The organism is Cryobacterium sp. W22_MBD10_FK3, assembly GCF_052113745.1.
In the GTDB taxonomy this organism is placed as follows: domain Bacteria; phylum Actinomycetota; class Actinomycetes; order Actinomycetales; family Microbacteriaceae; genus Cryobacterium.
On record NZ_JBGQOH010000014.1, the window covers coordinates 1 to 20958 of the forward strand.

The 20958-nt window shown below is 67.2% G+C and carries 14 protein-coding genes; 8 read left to right on the plus strand and 6 right to left on the minus strand.

Annotated features, from left to right (window positions below; translation table 11 throughout):
* Nucleotides 1-284: 284 nt before the first annotated feature.
* Nucleotides 285-1025, minus strand: coding sequence for a response regulator (locus ACEN2M_RS13035; RefSeq protein ID WP_441648562.1), 741 nt, complete (start codon nucleotides 1023-1025; stop codon nucleotides 285-287).
* A 5-nt stretch (nucleotides 1026-1030) separates the two neighbouring features.
* Nucleotides 1031-2467: a sensor histidine kinase gene (locus ACEN2M_RS13040; protein ID WP_441648563.1), complete on the minus strand. Its 1437-nt coding sequence runs from the start codon at nucleotides 2465-2467 to the stop codon at nucleotides 1031-1033.
* Between the two features lie 118 nt (nucleotides 2468-2585).
* Here ACEN2M_RS13040 and ACEN2M_RS13045 point away from each other — a divergent pair, with 118 nt between their 5' ends.
* From ACEN2M_RS13045 to ACEN2M_RS13065, 5 genes are all read left to right on the plus strand, one after another.
* Nucleotides 2586-3230: a TetR/AcrR family transcriptional regulator gene (locus tag ACEN2M_RS13045; protein WP_441648564.1), complete on the plus strand. Its 645-nt coding sequence runs from the start codon at nucleotides 2586-2588 to the stop codon at nucleotides 3228-3230.
* A 95-nt stretch (nucleotides 3231-3325) separates the two neighbouring features.
* Entirely contained in the window at nucleotides 3326-5866 is a 2541-nt protein-coding gene (locus tag ACEN2M_RS13050) for an MMPL family transporter (protein WP_441648565.1), read from the plus strand.
* 310 nt (nucleotides 5867-6176) lie between these two features.
* On the plus strand, nucleotides 6177-8582 hold the full coding sequence (locus tag ACEN2M_RS13055; protein WP_441648566.1) for a glycoside hydrolase family 3 C-terminal domain-containing protein: 2406 nt from the start codon (nucleotides 6177-6179) through the stop codon (nucleotides 8580-8582).
* Between the two features lie 46 nt (nucleotides 8583-8628).
* Complete coding sequence (locus tag ACEN2M_RS13060; protein WP_441648567.1) at nucleotides 8629-9276, plus strand: hypothetical protein; 648 nt, start codon at nucleotides 8629-8631, stop codon at nucleotides 9274-9276.
* A 7-nt stretch (nucleotides 9277-9283) separates the two neighbouring features.
* Entirely contained in the window at nucleotides 9284-10300 is a 1017-nt protein-coding gene (locus tag ACEN2M_RS13065; protein ID WP_441648568.1) for a glycosyltransferase family 2 protein, read from the plus strand.
* Here the strand turns inward: ACEN2M_RS13065 and ACEN2M_RS13070 are convergent.
* Nucleotides 10264-11610: an ATP-binding protein gene (locus ACEN2M_RS13070; protein ID WP_441648644.1), complete on the minus strand. Its 1347-nt coding sequence runs from the start codon at nucleotides 11608-11610 to the stop codon at nucleotides 10264-10266. The two genes, ACEN2M_RS13065 and ACEN2M_RS13070, sit on opposite strands and share 37 nt — an antisense overlap.
* On the minus strand, nucleotides 11610-12323 hold the full coding sequence (locus ACEN2M_RS13075) for a LytR/AlgR family response regulator transcription factor (RefSeq protein ID WP_441648569.1): 714 nt from the start codon (nucleotides 12321-12323) through the stop codon (nucleotides 11610-11612). Before ACEN2M_RS13075 ends, ACEN2M_RS13070 begins: the two co-directional genes overlap by 1 nt.
* A 250-nt stretch (nucleotides 12324-12573) precedes the next feature.
* On the opposite strand from ACEN2M_RS13075, the gene ACEN2M_RS13080 reads away from it, so the two are divergent.
* The 3 genes from ACEN2M_RS13080 to ACEN2M_RS13090 all read left to right on the plus strand — a co-directional run bounded on the left by ACEN2M_RS13080 (nucleotide 12574) and on the right by ACEN2M_RS13090 (nucleotide 18669).
* The gene (locus ACEN2M_RS13080; RefSeq protein WP_441648570.1) at nucleotides 12574-14967 is read left to right on the plus strand and encodes a glycoside hydrolase family 3 N-terminal domain-containing protein; all 2394 of its coding nucleotides are present in this window, start codon (nucleotides 12574-12576) and stop codon (nucleotides 14965-14967) included.
* Nucleotides 14968-15108: 141 nt separating this feature from the next.
* Nucleotides 15109-15519 carry a hypothetical protein gene (locus tag ACEN2M_RS13085; RefSeq protein ID WP_441648571.1) on the plus strand — a complete coding sequence of 137 codons (411 nt, stop codon included), beginning with the start codon at nucleotides 15109-15111 and terminating at the stop codon, nucleotides 15517-15519.
* A 177-nt stretch (nucleotides 15520-15696) separates the two neighbouring features.
* Nucleotides 15697-18669 carry a glycoside hydrolase family 3 C-terminal domain-containing protein gene (locus ACEN2M_RS13090; RefSeq protein ID WP_441648572.1) on the plus strand — a complete coding sequence of 991 codons (2973 nt, stop codon included), beginning with the start codon at nucleotides 15697-15699 and terminating at the stop codon, nucleotides 18667-18669.
* Nucleotides 18670-18727: 58 nt separating this feature from the next.
* Here ACEN2M_RS13090 and ACEN2M_RS13095 read toward each other — a convergent pair whose 3' ends face one another.
* Together ACEN2M_RS13095 and ACEN2M_RS13100 are read right to left on the minus strand one after the other, a co-directional pair.
* Nucleotides 18728-19450 carry an SDR family NAD(P)-dependent oxidoreductase gene (locus ACEN2M_RS13095; protein WP_441648573.1) on the minus strand — a complete coding sequence of 241 codons (723 nt, stop codon included), beginning with the start codon at nucleotides 19448-19450 and terminating at the stop codon, nucleotides 18728-18730.
* Nucleotides 19443-20834: a DUF6421 family protein gene (locus tag ACEN2M_RS13100; protein ID WP_441648574.1), complete on the minus strand. Its 1392-nt coding sequence runs from the start codon at nucleotides 20832-20834 to the stop codon at nucleotides 19443-19445. The genes ACEN2M_RS13095 and ACEN2M_RS13100 overlap by 8 nt, the downstream gene beginning before the upstream one ends.
* Nucleotides 20835-20958 lie beyond the last annotated feature (124 nt).

A 20958-nucleotide genomic window follows, 5' to 3' on the forward strand; every position in this document is an offset into this window, starting at 1 on the left:
ACGCGTTCGGCGTAGCCGGCGGCGATCACCTTCTCGTTTTCGATCAGCGGGTCGATGACCGCGCTGATCGCCGCCGCGGTGGGATCCGCGGCTGAATCCGCGGGGTGGTCGGAGTGGTCATCAGGGTTGTCGCGAGGTGCGGCGTTCGAGGGGGCCATGGGGACAGTGAACACCGGGCCGCCAACGTCCGAAGGCCGACAAGGCGAACTGTGGAGAGGTCGTAGACATGGCTCCCGGTGGAGGAGTGGCAGGCCTCGTCGCCGGCGAAGACGCGGCGGGCTCCCTCAGTGCTGGTTGACCCCGGGAACGACGATGCCGTGCTCGTAGGCGTACACGACGGCCTGGATGCGGTCGCGCAACTCGAGCTTCTGCAGCACCTTGGAGACGTGGGTCTTCACCGTGGCTTCGCCGAGAAAGAGCCGGCGGGCGATTTCGGCGTTGGCCAGGCCCAGAGCGACCAGGCCGAAGACCTCCCGCTCCCGGTCGGTGAGTTCGCTCACCGCCGCCGACTCAGGCAGGGGCGGCTGCGCAAATGGCGCCACCTCCGCCGCACCGGTCGCGCCCGGCGCCAACCGCGGGTCGCGCGCGAACCGCTCGATAACCCGGCGGGTGATTTCGGGTGAGAGCAGCGCATCACCGCGAGCGAGCACCTGCACCGCCTCGACGAGGTCTTCGGGGGTGGCGTTCTTGAGCAGGAACCCGCTGGCGCCGTGCTGCAGCGCCGAGAACAGGTAGTCCTCACGATCGAAGGTGGTGAGCACCAGAACGGCAGCGGAACTGGCCGGGTCGGCGACGATCGCACGGGTGGCGGTGAGCCCGTCCATGCCGGGCATCTGCACGTCCATGCAGATCACATCGGGGCGCAACATGGCCGCCTGCCGGATGGCCGCGGCACCGTCGGTGGCCTCACCGACCACCTCGATGCCCGGTTCGGACTCGAGGATGATGCGGAAGCCGGCACGAACGAGAGCCTGGTCATCGACCAGGAGCACCCGAATCGCGGCCGGGGCGGAAGATTGCGTCATAGTGGTCATTTCTTCACGCCGGTCACGCCGGCGACGGCGGCGTGATCGGCAACAGGGCTAGAGGATGAGCCGGCGGCGGTACCGGCGGCAGGGCCGCTCCCGGCGCCGAGCGTCGGCAGGGCCGGGCCGAACGGCACTCGGGCCCGCACCAGGTAGCCACCACGGGGCCGGTTGGCGAGCTCGAGGGTGCCGCCGACGGCCGCGATCCTCTCGCGCATGCCCCGCTGGCCGAGACCGCCGCTTCCGGTGGACACCCCTGGAGCCCCGGGCTGCGGGCGCACACCCCGGCCGGTGTCGGTGATCTCCAGCTCCACGGCATCCGCCTCGTAGCGCAGCCGCAGCTCAGCGGTGGCGCCGGCACCGGCGTGCTTGCGGGTATTGGTGAGCGCCTCCTGGGCGATCCGGTAGAGGCTGAGGCCGATGGTGCCGGGAACCTGACGCGGCTCGCCGATCACCTGCAGGCGAACGCCGAGGCCGGCGTCGGTGTTCTCCTGGGCCAGTTCGGCCAGCTGGTCGACACCGCGGGTGCTCGTGCTCTGGTGCGCGGGCTGGGCGCCGTCGCAATCGTTGTCGTCGGCGCGCAGGGCGCCGAGCATGGTGTGCAGTTCGTCCACGGCGGTGCGGGCGCTCTCTTCGATCACCGAGATGGCCCGGGCGGCCGCGGCAGGGTCGGTGCCCAGGATGCGCCGCGCGGCACCGGCCTGCACCCCCATCACCGACACGTGGTGGGCCACCACATCGTGCAGCTCCCGGGCAATCCGCACCCGTTCCAGGGTGACCGCCTGGGTGGCGGTGCGCTCGCGTTCCGCGGCGAGCTCGCCGGTGCGGGCCTCGAGCGCTGCGGACCGGCGGGCGGCGTGCCAGGCGGTGTCACCGAAATGGTAAGCGGCCCAGAAATAGACCAGGTTGATCAGCACCTGCAGAAGCCCGTAGGCGGCGTAGGGCGAGAAGAAGCCCTCCCTGGACAACTCGGGAATCATGGTGGTCTGGTTGGCGTGCTCGAGCAGGGTCCAGAACAGCCAGATGAACATGCCCGCGATGATGCCCAGGCGCGTCCACCTGGCGATGGTGCGGTGATGGCTCCAGGCGCCGACGGAGTAGATGGCCACGTACAGGCAGATGTTGGAGAACAGCCCATCGGCCACGCCCAGCGAGCCGAACACCCCGAAGACCACCGAGACGAGCAGCGCCACGGCCTCCGGCCAGCGCCGGCGGGCGGCCAGGGGCAGCGCGATCAGGGCCACCCACGGCACCACGAGCCACCACGGCGAGTCGCCCATGAGGCCGGTGCCCAGGCTGAGCGAGATACTCAGCGCGGTGCCTCCGGCCAGCGCCAGTGCCACCCAGGCGTCCACCCGGTACCCGCTGCGGGCGCCGCGCGGGCGGCGCCATCCGTCGGCCAGCGGGTCTTCGGCCACGGGCGACCGGGTCTCAGCACTCATCCCTCCACGCTAGCGCCGCGCTCCACCCCGCGCCTCAGCCCACGGGTGGAGGCTCAGCCCCCGTTTGCGGGTGGATTGGATGTTGCACTCCGTGCGTGCTTGCACTTAGTGTAATCAAGTGACATCAGTGAGCATCGCCCCCGACCGTCGCGCCGAACTCAAGGCGCGGCACCGTCAGGCGATCCTGGATGCCGCGGATTCGCTCATCCGGGAACGCGGCAAGCCGCACTTCAGCGTCGACGAGCTCGCCGAGCGGGCCAACGTGTCCCGCCGCACGGTCTTCAACCACTTCGCCTCCCTCGACGACGTCATCATGATGACCTGCACGCAGCTGCTCAGCGCCGTCGTCGATGAGTTCCGGGCGGCCACAAACGCGATGCCCCAGGGCGACGGCAGCATCGAGGCCCTCTTCGACAGGATCACCACGGCCCTGAGCGCCATCGACCTGCCCACCGTGGTGGCGTACCTGTGCGGTGTGCTCGCCGCGGACGGCGATAACGGCCGGTCGCACTCCGCCCTGAACGACGTCTTCAGCCGGGCCACCGAGCAGCTCTCCCGCGAGATCATCGACCGCAGCCCCGCGATCGACCCGTTCGAGGTGGCGGTTCTGATGAGCTCGACGATGAACGGCGTCGCCGTCGTCGCCACCCGCTGGCTCGTGCAGACCGGCGGCACTCTCGACGCGTCCTCCCGGCGGGTCTGGAACGACATGCTCGACCGTCTCATCACCGCCATCCGGCACGGCTATTCTGCTGCCGGATAACGGTCGGCCCCACCTGCTTCTGTTCCCTTCCCGATGACGCGATGCGAGAACCCCCACTTCAGCTCACCCGATCATCAAGAAAGAACCTGAGGACTATGGCATCCCTTCTCTACCGACTCGGTCGGTTCTCCGCCCATCGAGCCTGGCTGATCATCGTCGCGTGGGTGGTCATCTTCGGCCTGGCCGGCGGGGCCTTCGCCCTCTTCGGCGGAACCCTCACCTCGGCTGTCAGCATTCCGGGCACCGCCACACAGAAGGTGAGCGATGAGCTCACCGAGAAGTTCCCGGCGGCCAGCGGCGGCCGCGGCACCGTGGTCTTCACCACCACGGACGACTCCGAGTTCACAGCCGAGCAGAAGACCGCCATCGGCGCCCTGCTCGCGGACGCCGTCGACCTCGACGACGTGGTCTCCACCACGAACCCGTTCGACACCCAGGCGCAGATCGATGGCCAGGCGAAGCAGATCGTCGACGGCCGTCAGCAGATCGTCGACGGCACGACGCAGATCGACGCCGGGCAGGCGCAGATCGATGCGGCCACGGCGCAGATCGTAGCCGGACAGGCCCAGCTCGACGCCGCCCGCGCCCAGGCCGAGGCGGCCGGACAACTCGCCGCCGCCCAGCCGACGCTCGACGCGCAGCAGGCCCAGCTCGACGCGGGTTCCGCAGCGATCGCCGAGCAGCAGGCCACGCTCGACGCGAGCCGCACCGAACTCGAGACCCAGAGCACCGCCCTCGAGCAGGGTTCAGAGCTGCTCGCGCTGGCCGCCGAGATCCGCCAGGTCTCGACCGACGGCACCACAGCCGTCGCGAGCATCCAGTTCGACAGCTCGCTGAACCTGGTTCCCGCCGAGTCGAAGGAGGCTGTCGTCGAGACGATGAACGACTCCGAGATCGACGGCGTCACGGCCGAGGTCTCCAACGACATCGCCGCGAGCATTCCCGAGATCCTCGGCCCGGGCGAGGTCGGCGGCGTCATCATCGCGGCCATCGTGCTCTTCGTCATGCTCGGCACGCTGATCGGCGCGGGACTTCCGCTCCTGAACGCGCTGGTCGGTGTCGGCGTCGGCGTTCTCGCGTCGCTCGCGCTCTCCGGCACCGTCGAGATGCTCTCGGTCACCCCGGTCCTGGGTGTGATGCTCGGTCTCGCGGTCGGCATCGACTACTCGCTGTTCATCCTCAACCGGCACCGCACCCAACTGCAGCGGGGCGTGCCGCTGCAGGACTCGATCGGCCTGGCCAACGGCACCTCCGGCAACGCCGTGGTGTTCGCCGGCGCCACAGTGCTCATCGCCCTGCTCGCGTTGAACCTCACCGGCATCCCGTTCCTGGGCCTCATGGGCACCGTCGGCGCGGTCTGCGTGTTCGTCGCGATCCTCATCGCGATCACCCTGACCCCGGCCATGCTGGGGCTGGTCGGCACGAAGATCCTCAGGAAGAAGGCCCGCGCGCACATCGGCACGGTCCACGCCCGCACGGCCGTGCCCACCAAGCCGATGAACACGGTTCGCGCCGTGGTCACCGTGATCGCCGGCATCGCCGTGCTGCTGATCGTGGCCATCCCCGCCCTGTCGATGCGGCTGGGGCTTCCCGCCGGTTCCTCCGAACCGCTGGATTCCAGCGCGTACCGGGCCTACAAGCTCGTGGACGACAAGTTCGGCGCCGGCGTCAACGGTCCGCTGCTCGTGGTCGCCGACCTCGACACCGCGGTCACCGACGAGGAGCTCATCGCCGAGCAGGTGCGTATCGGCACCGCGCTCAAGGCGGAGAACGACGTGGTCGCCGTCGCGCCGATCGGTGCCTCCGACGACGACCTGCTGCTCGCCTTCCAGGTGATCCCGGGTGAGGGACCCACCAGCGAATCGACCGAGCAGCTCGTGCGCGACCTGCGCGGCCTCGACATCGACGGCGTCGCCTCCCTCGGAGTCGCGGGCAACGCATCCGGCAACATCGACGTCAGCGAGAAACTCGCTGCCGCCCTGCCGCTCTACCTGCTCGTGGTCGTGGGGCTCTCGTTGATCATCCTGATCATCGTGTTCCGCTCGATCCTGGTGCCGGTGACCGCGACGCTGGGCTTCGTGCTCTCGCTGTTCGCGTCGTTCGGCGCCATCACGGCGGTGTTCCAGTGGGGCTGGCTGGGTGCCGCCTTCGGCGTGCACGACCCGGGGCCCATCCTGAGCTTCCTGCCGATCCTGGTGGTCGGTGTGCTGTTCGGGCTGGCGATGGACTACCAGCTGTTCCTGGTGAGCGGCATGCGCGAGTCCTTCGTGCACGGCGCCCCGGCCCGGTTGGCGGTGCAGCGCGGCGTGCGCGCCGGCCGCACCGTGGTGATCGCGGCGGCCCTGATCATGGCGGCGGTCTTCTCCGGCTTCGTCTTCTCGAACTCGGTGATGATCCAGTCGATCGGCTTCGGCCTGGCCATCGGCGTGCTCTTCGACGCCTTCGTGGTGCGGCTGCTGATCATCCCGGCCGTGATGCACCTGCTCGGTGACGCGGCCTGGTGGCTGCCGAAGTGGCTGGACCGCATCCTGCCCAACGTCGACGTGGAGGGCGCTGCGCTGGAACGCACTCACCCGGTTCACCTGGTGACGGAGACCGAGCCGGAGACTGAGCCGGTCGTCGCCCCGCGGAGCTAAACACCTTTCGTTCACAACTTGCGGCCCAGCCCCCTCACGGGAGCTGGGCCGCGTTTGTGTTCCCCTAGCCGGGCTGCACAACCAGCACGAAGGCGACTAACGCACCGGCGGCGACAGTTCGTGCCGGTGAATCGACAGGCTGTGCATCTTGGTGCAACACCGCCCCCGCCTCCTGTTTGACTACTGACGTCTTGGGGATCTCCGAGACGGGCCAAGGCAGCCAAGTCCGACACACTGACGTGTTTCAAGGAGAACGTTCTATGAGTACCGGCGCGGCGAAGAAGCCGATTTCTAGTGGAAGCAGTACAGCATGATCGAACACCTGACCCTGCTGGAAAAAGCTTCGATGCTGAGCGGCAAGAACGTCTGGGAGAGCCGCGCCATCAGGCGCCATGGCGTGCCGTCCCTGTTCATGTCTGACGGCCCGCACGGCGTGCGCAAGCAGCTGGGCTCCTCCGACCACCTAGGCATCAACGCCTCCCAGAAGGCCACCTGCTTCCCCACGGCGGCCACGGTGGCCAACAGCTGGGATCCGGCGATCGCCGAGCAGATCGGCGAAGCCCTTGGCGAGGAGGCCGCGAGCCTCGACGTCGATGTGCTCCTCGGGCCCGGCCTCAACATCAAGCGCAGCCCGCTCTGCGGCCGCAACTTCGAGTATTTCTCCGAAGACCCCTACCTGGCCGGAAAGATGGCCGCCGGCTACGTTCGCGGCATCCAGTCGCAGGGCGTCGCTGCCACCCCCAAACACTTCGCGGTGAACAGCCAGGAGCTGCGCCGCATGACCACCGACGCGGTGATCGACGAGCGCACCCTGCGGGAGATCTACCTCACCGCCTTTGAAATTGTGGTGCGCGAAGCCGAACCTCGCGCCTTGATGACCAGCTACAACCTGGTGAACGGCGTCTACGCCAACGAGAACGCATTCCTGCTGCAGAAGGTGCTCCGCGACGAGTGGGGCTTCGAGGGCGCCGTGATCACCGACTGGGGCGGGGGCAACGACGCCGTCGAGGGCGCCCGTGCCGGCAGCGCCATCGAGATGCCCTCGCCGGGCCCCGAGTCGGTGCGGCAGCTGGTCGCCGCCGTCGAGAACGGAACCCTGCCCGAGACCGAGCTGGATGCCCGGGTGCGCGAGGTCATCGACCTGGCGCTCGCCTTCCGCAACCCGCTGGATCCCGTGGCGCCGCTGGACGTCGCCGGCCATCACCTGCTCGCGCAGCATGCGGCTGAGCAGAGCATTGTGCTGCTCAAGAACGACGGCGGCCTGCTGCCGCTGGCCCCCGGCACCCGAGTGGCGGTGATCGGTGATTTCGCCCAAACGCCGCGCTATCAGGGCGCCGGGTCCTCCCTGGTGAACCCCACCCAGCTCACCACCACCCTGCAGGCGATCGGCGCCACCGAGCTGGAACTGGTGGACTTCGCCCGCGGCTTCGACCGGCACGGCGCCGACGATGAGGCCCTCGCGGCGGCGGCGGTTCTCGCCGCACAGGCATCCGATGTGGTGCTGCTCTACCTGGGCCTGGCTGAAATCAGCGAGTCGGAGGGCCTGGACCGCAACGATATGGCGATGGCGCCGAACCAGCTGGCGTTGCTGAGCCGGCTACGCGCGGTCAACCCGAACATCGTGGTGGTGCTCAACGCCGGCAGCGCCGTCGAGATCCCCTGGCTGGATGACTGCACCGCACTCGTGCACGGCTACCTGGCCGGCCAGGCCGGTGCCGCCGCGCTGCTGAACGTGATCACCGGCGCGGTCAACCCGTCGGGCAAGCTTGCCGAGACCTACCCGATCCGACACGAAGACACCCCGGCATTCCACTACTTCCCCGGCACCGAACGCACCGCTGAATACCGCGAGGGCCTCTACGTGGGCTACCGGTACTACGACACCGTCCAGGTGCCGGTGCGCTTCCCGTTCGGCTTCGGGCTCAGCTACACCGAATTCGGCTACAGCGGCCTCAGCGTCACCGACACCGCCGTGAGCTTCACGGTGGCCAACACCGGCACCGTTGCCGGAGCCGAGATCGCGCAGCTCTACATCGGTCGCAACGGCGCCGGCGTGCACCGGCCGGCCAAAGAGCTCAAGGGCTTCGTCAAGGTGCTGCTGGCCGCGGGCGAGCAGCGGGTCGTGACGATCCCGCTGGACGACAAGGCCTTCCGTCACTTCGACGTCGCCAGCGATGCCTGGCAGGTGGAAACCGCCGACTACACGGTGCACGTGGGAGCGAGCGTCGCCGACATCCGCCTCACCGACACCCTCAGCGTGCGGGGCACCCACCGTCCGGTCGCGCCCACGGTGGCCGGCCCATATGACACGGCTCTGATCACGGATGTTACCGACGCCCAGTTCGCCGCCCTGCTGGGGCGGGCGATCCCGCCTGCCCGATGGACGCCGGGGCCGCTGGGCATCAATGACGCTCTCTGCCAGATGCGCGACGCCGCGAGCCCGCTCGCCCGGCTGGCCTTCGGCATCCTCAACCGGATGCTGAAGAAGAGCGAGGCCGCGCACAAGCCCGACCTCAACCTGCTCTTCCTGACCAACATGCCGTTCCGTGCCATCGCCAAGATGACCAACGGCGCCGTGAGCCTGGACATGGTCGAGTCGATCCTGCTGATCGTGAACGGTCACTTCTTCCGCGGCGCCGGCACCCTGATCCGCGGCTCCCTGCGCAACCGTCGAGCCAACTCCCAGACCCGCAAGGCGCTTCAGGCCACCGCCTGAACCGCCCTTCGGCCCAGTTTTTCGCATCCAGAGAAAGAGAATTCCGATGATCACCCGCATCAAGGCCAGCTGGGCCAAATTCGTGGAGAAGCATCCCGCCATCGCCCAATTCATCGTCTTCACGGTGCTCAGCACCGGTATGACCGTGCTGCAGTTCATCATGATGCCGGTGATCAAGTGGATCTTCGGCATGACACCCCTGGTCGACGCGAGTTTCCAGGTTCTGCCCGTCGGCACGAACTTTGACGGCAGCACCTACTTCCTCTTCGACTACGCCGGCGGCGGCCTGCCCGAGGGCGGTGGCGGACTGGCGTACTTTCTGGCCGTGCAGATCACCCTTGCCATCGCCCAGGTGATCAACTTCTTCGCCCAGCGCAACATCACCTTCAAATCCAACAGCAGCCCGTGGGTGGCGGCAGGCTGGTACACCGCTGCGTACATCGTGATCAGCTTCGGTGCGGCCGCCTTGCAGGGCCTGTACAAGGCGCCGGTCTACGAGCTGCTGATCTCCACCTGGGGCCTCGGCGCCAGCGGCGAAGCGCTGGCCGACGTGATCACCATGCTGATTAACGCGATCATCTCGTTCTGGGTGTTCTTCCCCATCTTCAAGGTGATTTTCAAGCGCGAGCCCGACCTGGACGACGGCGCCACCGGCGCGGCGCCCCACGTCGAGATCGGGAGCGCACTGCGATGAGTGGCAGATGAAGGCTCTGACCGTCGTTGTGCCCTGCTATAACTCGGCCGACTACCTGCGCCGGTGCCTCGATTCCCTGGTGGTCGGCGGGGCCGATGTGGAGATCCTCGTGATCGATGACGGCTCGACCGACCAGACCGGGGCGATCGCCGACGAGTATCAGGCCCGGTTTCCGGGCATCGTGCGCGCCATCCACAAGCCCAACGGCGGCCACGGTTCGGCGATCAACACCGGCATCGACGAGGCCGCGGGTCGGCACATCAAGGTCGTCGACAGCGACGACTGGGTCGACCCGGCCGCCTACGCCCAGGTTCTGGCCACCCTGACCGGTTTCGCCGCCGACGGCACCGAACTCGACGCGATGCTCAGTAATTTCGCCTATGAGAAGGCGGGCAGGCGCATCCCGCACGTGGTGCGCTACCGCAGCGCCCTGCCGCGGGGCCGCATGTTCGGTTGGGACGAGGTGGGCCGGTTCCGGCCGACCCAGTACATCCTGATGCACGCGCTGATCTATCGCACCCAGCTGTTGCGTGACTGCGGCCTGCGACTGCCGGAGCACACCTTCTACGTCGACAATCTCTACGCCTTCGTTCCGCTGCCGTACGTACGCACCCTGTTCTACCTCGACGTGGACTTCTACCGCTATTTCATCGGCAGGGAGGGCCAGTCGGTGAATGAAGCCGTCATGATCCGGCGCATCGACCAGCAGATCCGGGTGAACCGCCTGATGCAGCAGAACCTGCCAGCCATCGACGAGGTACCGCCGCAGCTGCACGCCTACCTACTGCACTACTTCTCGATCATCTGCGGGGTGACGTCGATGATGCTGATCCGGTCGGGCACAGCCGAGAGTTTCGCCAAGAAGAAGGAGTTCTGGAGTGTGTTGCGCCAGGAGCAGCCCCGGCTGCACCGGCGGATGCGTCGGCGTCCGTTCGGGCAGATCCTCAACCTTCCCGGTCGGGCCGGCCGCGGCGTCTCGGTGTTCGCCTACCTGGTGATGCGGCGGGTGGTCGGCTTCAACTGAGCCGAAGCCTTCGGGATCAGCACGCGCAACACGAACCAGTTGTTCTCCGCGTGCACCGTCACCGATCCGCCGTAGAGCTCGGCGGTGTAGCGGATGTTGCGCAGGCCGTAACCGTGGTCGTCGCGGTCGGCCTTGCGGGTCACCAGGCTGCCGTTCTCGAAGTTGAGCTCACCCTCAAAGTAGTTTTCGACCCGAATGAGCACGAGGTCGTTCTGCGCGTACAGTGCCAGCCGGATGAGTCGACGGTCTGGGTCGAGCAGCGTCATCGTGCTCTCGATGGCGTTGTCGAGGGCGTTGCCGAAGATCGTGCTGATATCCATCGCGTCGAGGTCGTCCAGCACGGTGCCGTCGGCGACGGCGGTGAGGGTGATGCCGTGCTCGGTGCAATACATGCTCTTGGCGGTCAGGATGGTGTCGAGCACCCCGTTGCCGGTCTTGTTCTGGGCCTCGTAGCCCTTGATGGAGCCCTCGAGTTCGTCGAGGTAGGCGGCCTTCTTCTCGGGGTTGCTCTCGGCGCGGATGATGCCGATCTGGTGCTTCATGTCGTGGTACTTGCGGTTGACCATGTCAATGTTGCGTTTGGAGAGCAGGGTCTGGTCGTGCTGGCTGCGCAGAATGCCGTTCATGGCGTCGAGTTCGGTCTTGCCCTGCGCCTCCAACCGCTGCTCCTGCTGGGCGTACAGAGCCGCATAACCACAGAGGTTCACCAGAGTGCGGATGTAGAAGATCTCCACGCCGAGACGCCCGCTGAACGGGGTGTTCGCGTTCACGAAGCTCATATTGCTCATGGTGAAGGTCGCCAGGGCGATCGCGACGGCGCTGATGAGCTCCTTGGTGGTCGCGTTCAGCGGGCGGTCCTTGGGAAAATGCCGCGCCTCCAGCACGTAGGCCGCGGTGAAGGCGGCGCCGTACACGCCCAGGAGCGCGAGCACGTGCCAGAGCATATCAATTCCCGCCGTCGGCGGGAGGAAGTACGACTCGAGTTGCCACTCCAGGGAGGCCACCAGTTCGGCCAGAACGAGAGCCCGTGCCGTGAAATAGCCGGCGTCCCTGGCGGAGAGCCGGGCGCAGCCGAACAGCAGGGCATACATGCCGGCGACGGCGACCACCATACCCAGCGTCCAGAACACGATCGGCAGGGTGCCGGCGAACACCTGGATGCCATACAGAGCGGCCGCGCCGCCCGCGAGAGCGAACAGCAGGGGAACGATCGAGATGCGCTTTCGCAGAATCAGGATGTAGACCAGGCAGGCCGCCCATTCGGCCAGGCCGGTATAGCCGCGGGGGATATCTGGCAGGGTCTCCAGCATCACCCGGCCCGCCCGCCGACGTAGTCGGTCAGGGCGTCGAGGAAGGCCTTCTTGCGTGGCCGGCTGATCTGCAGCTCCCGGTCGCCCACGAGTAGGCAACTGCTGGCCTTGACCCCGGTGACATGGCGCAGGTTCACCAGGTAGCCGTTGTTGCTGCGGAAGAAGTGCTTGTGGCTCAGCGTCGCCTCCATCTCCTTCATGGTGCTCACGAAGTTGTACTGGCGGGTAAGCGCGTGCGCCACCATCCGGTGCTTGATGCTCTCGAAATAGAGGATCCCGGAGAGGTCGGCGCGGAGCAGCTCACCCTCGACGGACAGCATGATCGAGTCACTGGCGCGTTTCTGCGCCCGCTCGATCGACCGGTTCAATTCCTGGGAGAAGGCGAAGTATGGTACCGGTTTGAGCAGGTAGCTCAGGGCGTCCACCTCATAGCCACGGATGGCGTACTGGGCCATGTTCGTGATGAACACCAACACCACCTCGGGATCCACCTCGCGAATGTGTTTGGCGGCGGTGAATCCGTCGACGTGTTCCATCTCCACGTCGAAGAAGATGATGTCGAAGTCGGGCACGTAGCTTGCGGTGATGTCCCGGCCGTCTGAATACGTGCGGACCTCGAAGGATTCACCGTGTTCGGCCTCGTAGCGGCGCAGGTGGTCGAGGACGTGTTGCATGCTGCGTGGATCGTCCTCCACCACTCCAATGCGGATCACGGCGTCATTGCTCCGGTTCAGTAAGCGCACTGGTGAAGGCACCGTCGTCCGACGTCCACGTGCGTCTTCACACTAGCAAAGGGCCGGTGACGCGGACCCGACCGGGTGCGAGCGAACAGATTGTGCGGCCAGAGCGACAGGTTGTGCCGTGCTCGGCCGCCGGTGTTCTTCCGCTGTTTGACTCGGCACAGGCGCCATCGACCACACTGTCGCGGGCTCCGACACAGTGAAACTCAATGAGGAGAGAGCAATGAAGTTTGGTCAGAAGAAGTTGCGGGGGAGCGGGCCGATGCGTCGCCTGCCCATCGCCGGAGTAGCGTTTGTCACCGGGCTCACCGTCGTCGCACTCGCGGGATGCACTGCGGCTGATCCCGCGCCCACCTCCTTCGTCGAGCGCGAGGTCACCGACGGCGGTGCAGCGTTCATGGTCGTCGACAACCCGGGCGACGGTGCGACGCTGTCGTACGGCTCCGACAGCGGCATGACGTTGCTGGAGGAGAAAATGGACGGCTCGACCTACGCGTTCAAGGACATGAACGCCAATGGAAAGCTCGATGTCTGGGAGGACTGGCGGCTCGACGCGACCGAGCGCTCCGCAGACCTTGCCGGTCAGATGTCAATCGAGCAGATCGCCGGTCTGATGCTCTTCAGCTCGCACGAGCGCTCGCTCGAGGACGGCCTGACCGACGCGCAGAAGACCTATCTGTCGGAGTCCAACTTGCGCAACGTCCTCAATGCAGCGGGGAGCGACGCGGCCGTCACCGTGCCGTGGGTCAACTCGATGCAGGCCTACGTCGAGACGCTGGCGACCGCGGACCTGCCCTACGTGCCGGTGAACTTCAGTTCCGACCCGCGCTCGACCGCGGGCTCCGGCGGCTACAACGCGGAAGGCGCGGACATCTCGCGGTGGCCGTCCAGCTTGGGCCTCGCGGCGACCTTCAACACAGAGCACACGACGGAGTTCGCTGAGATGTCGTCGGCGGAGTACAGGGCCCTGGGCATCACCACGGCGCTGAGTCCCCAGATCGACCTCGCTACCGAGCCTCGCTGGGCGCGGGTGGGAGGCACGTTCGGTGAGGACGTCGCCCAGAACACCGAGCTCGCCGCGGCCTACGTCAACGGCTACCAGGGCTCCGGCGGCGAGGACGCGTGGGGCTCCGACTCCGTCAACGCCATGATCAAGCACTGGGCGGGCGACGGTCCCGGCGAGGGCGGCCGAGAGGCCCACACCGAGGCGGGCAAATACGGCGTATACCCGGGCGACAACTTCGAGGAGCACACCGAGGCGTTCCTCGGATCGCTCAACTCCGCGGCCGTCATGACCGCCTACTCCATCTCGCTCGACGCCGACGGTGAGCCTTTGTTCGACGAGCGGGTCGGTACCGCCTACGACGACGGCCGCATGGCCGTGCTGCGCGAGGACAACGGATACGACGGCGTCGTCGTCACGGACTGGGGCGTCATGAGCGGCTCCACCGACGAAGGCGCCATGATGGGCATGGCGTGGGGCTCCGAAGCACTGACCCCCGCTGAGCGCTACCTCGACGTGTTGAACGCCGGTACCGACATGTTCGGCGGCGTGAACGACGCGACGTTCCTCCTCGAGGCTGCCGATCTGTGGCAGCAGAAGTTCGAGGCCGGCGAGTTGGAGGTGGATGCCGAGACTCGCTTCCAGGAGTCCGGTGCCCGCATCCTCACGATGCTCTTCAACCCGGGCCTGTACGAGAGCGCCTTCCTCGAGCTCGAGGAGTCGCAGAAGGTCCTCGCGAGCGACGACAAGGTTGCCGCCGGTTACGCCGCGCAGCTCGACTCGGTCGTCATGCTCAAGAACGACGGGGAGACGATCGCCGCTACCGAAGCCGCGGACTGGTCCGACAAGACCGTCTACATCCCGCGCGCCTACAACCTCGGGATTGCCGGTATGTTCGGCCCGGCGGCGCTCACCGAGTACCCCGGTCTCACCCTCGAGGTCGCCGAGGAGTACTTCGGCACCGTCGTCACCGATGAAGCGGTTACCGATGCCGAGGGTGTTGTCACGAGCTACACCGCTCCCGACCTCAGCGACGTCGATCTCGTGCTCGTCGGGATGAATAGCCCGGACAACGGCGGCACCTTCACAAACGCCGGTCGGGATGCCGCGACGGGTGAGTTCTACCCGCTCTCGCTGCAGTACCGCCCGTACACGGCGGATGGCGAGAACGTCCGTCAGGTGTCCATCTCGGGTGACCTTCTCGAGGACGGCTCGACGCAGAACCGCTCGTACTTCGGCAAGACCTCGCACGTGCTGAATGAGGCGGACCTGGACGCGTTCGAGCGTGCCCTCACCGCGGTCGAAGCCAGCGGTAAGGAGATCCCGGTGATCACCGTCATCAAGGCGACGACCGCACTCATCCCGGCCGAGTTCGAGGCCAGCTCCGACGCGATCGTCGTCGGTTTCGGCACGAACGACGAGGCGCTGATCGAGGTGGCGCTGGGGCTTTACGAGCCCAAGGGCCGCCTGCCGATCCAGTTCCCGCTCAACATGGACACTGTCGAGGCTCAGTTCGAGGACGTTGCGAAGGACATGACGCCCTTCACTGACTCGATGGGCAATGACTATGACTATGGCTTCGGCCTGAACTACTCGGGTGTGATCGCGGACTGACGCGGAACCCGGGGGTGGCCGGCGGCGCTCGCCGTCGGCCACCCCCACCACGCACCGGGCTGAGCCACCACAAGTGGACTAGCCCGGTGCGCATGACCGGCTGTGGGGTTGGCCCGCAGCCAGAACTTCAAAGGAGCAGATATGAAGAACAACAGGGTACTGACAACGAGTCTCGGGTTACTGATCGCCGTTACAGGCGTCTTCGGGCTCTCGGCCTGTGGCAGCGACGACGGCGGTACCGGGGGCTCCTCTGAGACCGCTCAGTCCGAGGTCGATGTTGCGGATGACCTCGAGAACGCCCGCACGGCGGTTGCCGATGCGCTCGCCGAGGATGACAGCTGGGCCCAGATCATGCTGGCCAGCGATGTCGACGTGCCGACCGTGAAGTATGGGTTGCTCGTCGTGCCGTACGTGGCCTCCGATGCCGCCGAGCGCGTGCAGGGGACCATCACCATCGATGACGGGAGCTACACGATCGACGCCGAGTCGGCCGCCACCGGGCAGACTTGGCAGATCGACCAGGACGGCACTATCGCCGAGGTGTCCGAATAGCAGTTCCGAACCCGATCGGTGCCCGCCGCGCTGCCCTGCAATCGGGTGGGCACTCGAACACCGGAACGCACCGGGCGGTTCGCGCCAACGACGGTGCGCGCCACCCAACCGATTGAACGGCAGCCGGGGCGAACGACCCCGATCCCTCGCGGTGACCCGCACCTAAGGAGCAAAGCAGTGAACGCCAGACCAAAGAAGAACGCCGACCGCGCCAAGGCGCCGATGTCGAACCGGAAGTACCTGTGGATCTGGGTCCCGGTGCTTGCGACGGTCGCCATGGTGACCGTCGTCGCGAACGTGGCGCTTAACGTCGGTGGCGGGTGGGTTGCCTCGCAGCTGGGCTCCGGCACCTACGAGTTCACCAACGCAGCCGAGTCCGCCGATTGGGACACCGAGTACTACACGTCCGACTTCGCCGACATCGACGAGGTCGACGCGGCTGCGATGGCCCTGGTCGAGGAGATCTCCGGTGCGGGCATCGTGCTCGCGAAGAACGAGGCCGCCGCGCTGCCCCTCGCCGCGACCTCGCGGGTGACGATGCTGGGCCGCGCGGCCGCGGACCCGGTCTTCGGCGGCTCCGGCTCCGGCTCGGTCGACACCAACTCCGCGGTCACCGCGCGCGCTGGCCTCGAGAACGCAGGGATCCAGGTCAACGACCAGGTCTTCGCCACGATCGAGGCGTTCGCCGCCGGGAACCCCCGCGGCCACATCGAGATGGACAACCCCGAGAAGTCCTCCTACACCATCGGCGAACTGCCGGTCGGCGAGTACGAGGCGCAGTCCGCGTCGTTCGCGCAGTTCCCCGACGCCGCCGTCGTGTATGTCGGACGCCCTGGTGGCGAGGGAGGCGACCTCACGCAGGACATGACGGGCTGGGATGAGAACGCCGTCGACGGGCAGCACCAGCTCGAGCTGAACAAGGACGAGAACGACCTCATCGCCCTGGCGAAGGCGAACTTCGACACCGTCGTGATCGTGGTCAACGCTTCCACGACGATCGAGATGGGCACGCTCCAGAACGACCCCGAGGTCGACGCGATCCTGCTGGCGGGCTCGCCGGGAGCGACGGGACTCAACGCACTCGGTCGCGTCATCACCGGCGACGTCAACCCGTCGGGGCGCACCGCGGACCTCTGGGCCGCTGACTTCACGGCCGACCCCACGTTCCCGAACTTCGGCGAATTCGTCTACGAGAACATCGAGGCGTCCTACCCGGTCTCGGCCATCGAGAAGTCGACCTCCAACGCGGTGACGACGCCAGATGCGCCGTTCGTGAACTACGCCGAGGGCATCTACTTCGGCTACCGGTACTACGAGACCGCGGCCGCCGAGGGGTTCATCGACTACGACCAGTCGGTCGTGTACCCCTTCGGGTACGGCCTGAGCTACACGGACTTCTCCTGGGAAACCGTGGAGACGGTCGCCGGAGCGGTCGACGGCACCGTGTCCGTGACCGTCGAGGTCACCAACACCGGCGCTGGCGCGGGTAAGGACGTCGTCGAGCTGTACTACACCGCGCCATACACCGACGGCGGCATCGAGAAGGCTGAGGTCGTCTTGGGCGGCTTCGCCAAGACCGGGCTGCTCGAGCCCGGCGCGAGCGAGACCCTCACGATCGACCTCGCCGTCGAGGACATGGCGTCGTACGACCACCTGGACCACGAGGCGTATGTCCTCGAGGCCGGCGACTACACGCTCAGCCTGCGCACCGACTCGCACACCCCGGCACCGGGGACGGAGCCGATCAGCTACACCGTCGACTCCGACGTCGTCTACTCCGGAGACAACTCCCGGTCCACGGACCTCACCGAGGTCACCAACCAGTTCGACGACGTGTCGGCGCAGTTCAGCGACACCAAGGAGGACGGCAAGGTCCTCTCGATGTCCCGCGCTGACTTCGCCGGCACCTTCCCGACCGCGCCGACCTCCGACCTCTACGTCGCGAGCGATGCCGTCGTGGCCGGGTTCGACGTCTGGGACGACGAGGCCGCGGCGGCCGAGTTCGAGGGTGAGAAGCCCACGACGGGCGCTGACTCGGACGAGACGCTCGTCGACCTGCGCGGCCTGGCGAAGGACGACCCGCTCTGGGACGAGCTGCTCGACTCCCTCTCGGTCGACGAGATGACGGACATGCTGCTCAACGGCGCCTACCAGACGGCCGCCATCGGGTCGATCGCCAAACCCCAGACGCTCGAACCGGACGGCCCGGCGGGTTTCTCCTCGTTCATCAACTCCTCGATCAACGGCGTGGCCTACCCGTCTCAGGTGCTCATCGCGCAGACGTGGGATGTCGAGCTCGGCACCGCAATGGGCCAGATGCTCGGAAACGAGGCTCTGCACAAGGGCATCAACGGCTGGTACGCGCCGGCGGTCAACCTGCACCGGTCCCCCTTCGGCGGCCGCAACTTCGAGTACTACTCGGAGGATCCGTTCCTCTCGGGCACGTTGCTGACATCGGTCGCCAACGGGGCCGCAGAAAAGGGCGTGTACACGACGCTCAAGCACTTCGCGCTCAACGAGCAGGAGACGAACCGGGCCAACAACGGGATTGCCACGTGGGCGACCGAGCAGACCATCCGCGAGGTGTACCTGAAGCCGTTCGAGATGGCCGTGAAGAACATCTCGATGGACGTCAAGTACGTGTCCGACGACGCCGGGACCATCTCGGAGACGACGATCGGCGCGGGCGGCATCATGAGCTCGTTCAACCGCATCGGCGCCACCTGGACCGGCGGCTCGGCAGCGCTCATGACGACCGTGCTGCGCGACGAGTGGGGCTTCAAGGGTTTCGCGATCTCGGACTTCAATCTCTCCGCCTACATGAACCCGAGTCAGGGCATTGATGCTGGGAACGACCTCACGCTGACATTCCAGCCGTCGAAGTCGTTCGCGGACACCAGCTCGGCCAAGGCGACGAATGACATCCGGAACGCGACCCACAACATCCTGTACACCGTCGCCAACTCCAACGCCATGAACGGAATCGCTCCCGGCTCAACGGTCGCCTACACCCCGCCGGTCTGGGTGTACATCCAGATCGCGACCACGGCGCTCCTCGGGGCCCTGGTGCTCTTCGGGTGCTTCATGGTCTGGCGTCGGGTGCGTCGCGTCCGGGTTGTCGTGCCGGAGGTCGTCGCCCCGCGCGGCTGACCTGCGGCACCTGACCTGCGGCCCCGTCCTTCTGTCGAAGGGCGGGGCCGTGTCGTCGTTAAGGGGCGAGGATGCGGCGGGTGTTGTTGAGCGCAGGGGCGGGGGAATCCCAGAGGGCCACGACCTCGGCGGCCAGGCGGCGCTCGAGGCCGTCGAGGGCGCGCACGGCGAAGATCACCGCTGCGGCGGAGTCACCGGACTTGGCGAAGCCGTGGCCCACCGCGCGGATCCAGGTCTCGGCGGCGGCCTTGGCGCTGGCGTAGTTGGCGCCGCCGGGGGTGGGCGACGTCACCGACACCGACGACACGATGGCCAGCCGGCCGGCCATGGACGCCAGCAGGTCGGCGTTGAACGCCCGGGTGGTGTGGCGCAGGGTCTGCACGACGCGCTCGTGCAGAAAGTCCCAGTCCTCGTCGGTCTGACCGTCGAGCCCGCCGCCGCCCCGCCAGCCACCGACCAGGTGCACCAGACCGTCGATGGGCCCGTGCTCGGCGTGCACCGTGGCGGCCAGGGCGGTCACCGCGGCGAAGTCGGCCAGGTTGCAGGTATAAACGGATGTGTCAGGCGCCACCGCCCGCACCCGTTCCAGGCGCTCGGCGTTGGAGCCCACCGCCAGCACCCGGGCGCCGGCCTCCGCCAGGGCGGCCGCGACGGCCACCCCGGCGACACTGGTGGCCCCGGCGAGGAGCACGGTCTGCCCGGCGACACGGGGGCCGCCGACCGGGCCTGCGACCTGGCCCTCATCGGGCCAGAGCGGATCGACCGGGATGAGCCTAGGCATCCGCGGTGATGCCCACGGTCGACTCGATCACGGGCTTCATCTTCTTGTCGAGCGCCTCGAAGAACATCGACAGCGGGAACTCGTCGTCCAGGACCAGGTCGGTGTAGCCCTTCGGCGGCCCGGCGAGCACCTCCAGCGGCAGCCCGCGCGCCCAGGTGGACGCGGGGTTGGGCGTGAGGGTCTGCGTGAGCATCTCGTAGGCCGCCAGCCAGTGCGCCTTCTTCGGCCGGTCGATCGACGCCCAGTAGAGCTCGTCGATCTGGGCGCCGAGCGCGATCACCACATCGGGCACCGCGTCCCAGTCGAAGGAGAGCGCCGTGTCGGTCCAATGCAGCACGTGGTGCTGGTGCAGCCAGGCGAACAAGAGCTGCCCGCCCAGGCCGTCGTAGTTGCGCACCCTCGTGCCGGTGATCGAGAACCGGAAGATTCGGTCGAAGATCACCGCATACTGCACGAGCTTCGCGTGCCGGCGGGCCTCGAGGCTCGCGCTGTCGTCGCGTTCGATCTTCACCGATTCGCGGAACGCGGTGAGGTCGCAGCGCAGCTCCTCGAGCGAATAGAGGAAGAACGGCATCCGCTGCTTGATCATGAACGGGTCGAACGGCAGGTCGCCGCGCATGTGGGTGCGGTCGTGGATGAGGTCCCACATCACGAAGGTCTCTTCGGTGAGGTGCTGGTCGTCCAGCAGCTCGGCAGCCTCGGCGGGCAACTCGAGCCGGGTGATCTCGGCTGCGGCCCGCACCACGGTGCGGAACCTCGCGGCCTCCCGGTCGGCGAAGATCGCGCCCCAGGTGAAGGTGGGGATCTGCCGCATCGCCACGGTCTCGGGAAACAGCACCGCCGAGTTGGTGTCGTAGCCGGCGGTGAAGTCCAGAAAACGGATGGGCACGAACAGCTTGTTGGTGTACTCCAGCTCGAGTTCGGCCACGAACTCGGGCCAGAGCACCTCGATCAGCACGGCCTCGACCAGCCGGTTGGCGCTGCCGTTCTGGGTGTACATCGGGAACACGACGAGGTGACGGATGCCGTTGATCCGGTGCTGCTGCGGCTGGAAGGCCATCAGCGAGTCGTAGAAGTCGGGCACACCGAAGCCCTCGGCCGCCCAGCGGTCGAAGTCCACCACGACGGCGGTCAGGTAATCGGCGTCGTGCGGGAAGTGCCCGGCGAGTTCGGTGACGGCGGTGGTGATCTCGGTGACCCGGGCCCGCGCATCCGGGTGCACGCCCGGCTCGGGGACCGAGCCGTTCTGCGCCTGCACGGCCTGCAGCGCGGTGGCGGCGGATTTGAGCCGCAGCCAGGCGGGCGAGTGGACCAGGTCGGGGGTGCGGCTGTCTTCGAGAACCTCGGGCTCACCGACCAGTGCATCTGCAACGTAATTCGACATGGGAACCTCCCGTCCTCGTGAGTGCCGCGAGCGCGGCGGGAATGACGCACAGCGGTGTGCGCCGCCACCAGAGTAACCGGGGGTTGACGGCGTTTTCATGCGCGCCGTCGCAGTGAATCGCCGT

Excerpts from the sequence above, each read along its gene's own strand:
- ACEN2M_RS13040 (WP_441648563.1), bottom strand. The coding sequence starts at position 2,467 with ATGAGTGCTGAGACCCGGTCGCCCGTGGCCGAAGACCCGCTGGCCGAC.
- ACEN2M_RS13100 (WP_441648574.1), bottom strand. The coding sequence starts at position 20,834 with ATGTCGAATTACGTTGCAGATGCACTGGTCGGTGAGCCCGAGGTTCTC.
- ACEN2M_RS13095 (WP_441648573.1), bottom strand. The coding sequence starts at position 19,450 with ATGCCTAGGCTCATCCCGGTCGATCCGCTCTGGCCCGATGAGGGCCAG.
- ACEN2M_RS13070 (WP_441648644.1), bottom strand. The coding sequence starts at position 11,610 with ATGCTGGAGACCCTGCCAGATATCCCCCGCGGCTATACCGGCCTGGCC.
- ACEN2M_RS13035 (WP_441648562.1), bottom strand. The coding sequence starts at position 1,025 with ATGACGCAATCTTCCGCCCCGGCCGCGATTCGGGTGCTCCTGGTCGAT.
- ACEN2M_RS13080 (WP_441648570.1), top strand. The coding sequence starts at position 12,574 with ATGAAGTTTGGTCAGAAGAAGTTGCGGGGGAGCGGGCCGATGCGTCGC.
- ACEN2M_RS13055 (WP_441648566.1), top strand. The coding sequence starts at position 6,177 with ATGATCGAACACCTGACCCTGCTGGAAAAAGCTTCGATGCTGAGCGGC.
- ACEN2M_RS13060 (WP_441648567.1), top strand. The coding sequence starts at position 8,629 with ATGATCACCCGCATCAAGGCCAGCTGGGCCAAATTCGTGGAGAAGCAT.
- ACEN2M_RS13085 (WP_441648571.1), top strand. The coding sequence starts at position 15,109 with ATGAAGAACAACAGGGTACTGACAACGAGTCTCGGGTTACTGATCGCC.
- ACEN2M_RS13050 (WP_441648565.1), top strand. The coding sequence starts at position 3,326 with ATGGCATCCCTTCTCTACCGACTCGGTCGGTTCTCCGCCCATCGAGCC.
- ACEN2M_RS13065 (WP_441648568.1), top strand. The coding sequence starts at position 9,284 with ATGAAGGCTCTGACCGTCGTTGTGCCCTGCTATAACTCGGCCGACTAC.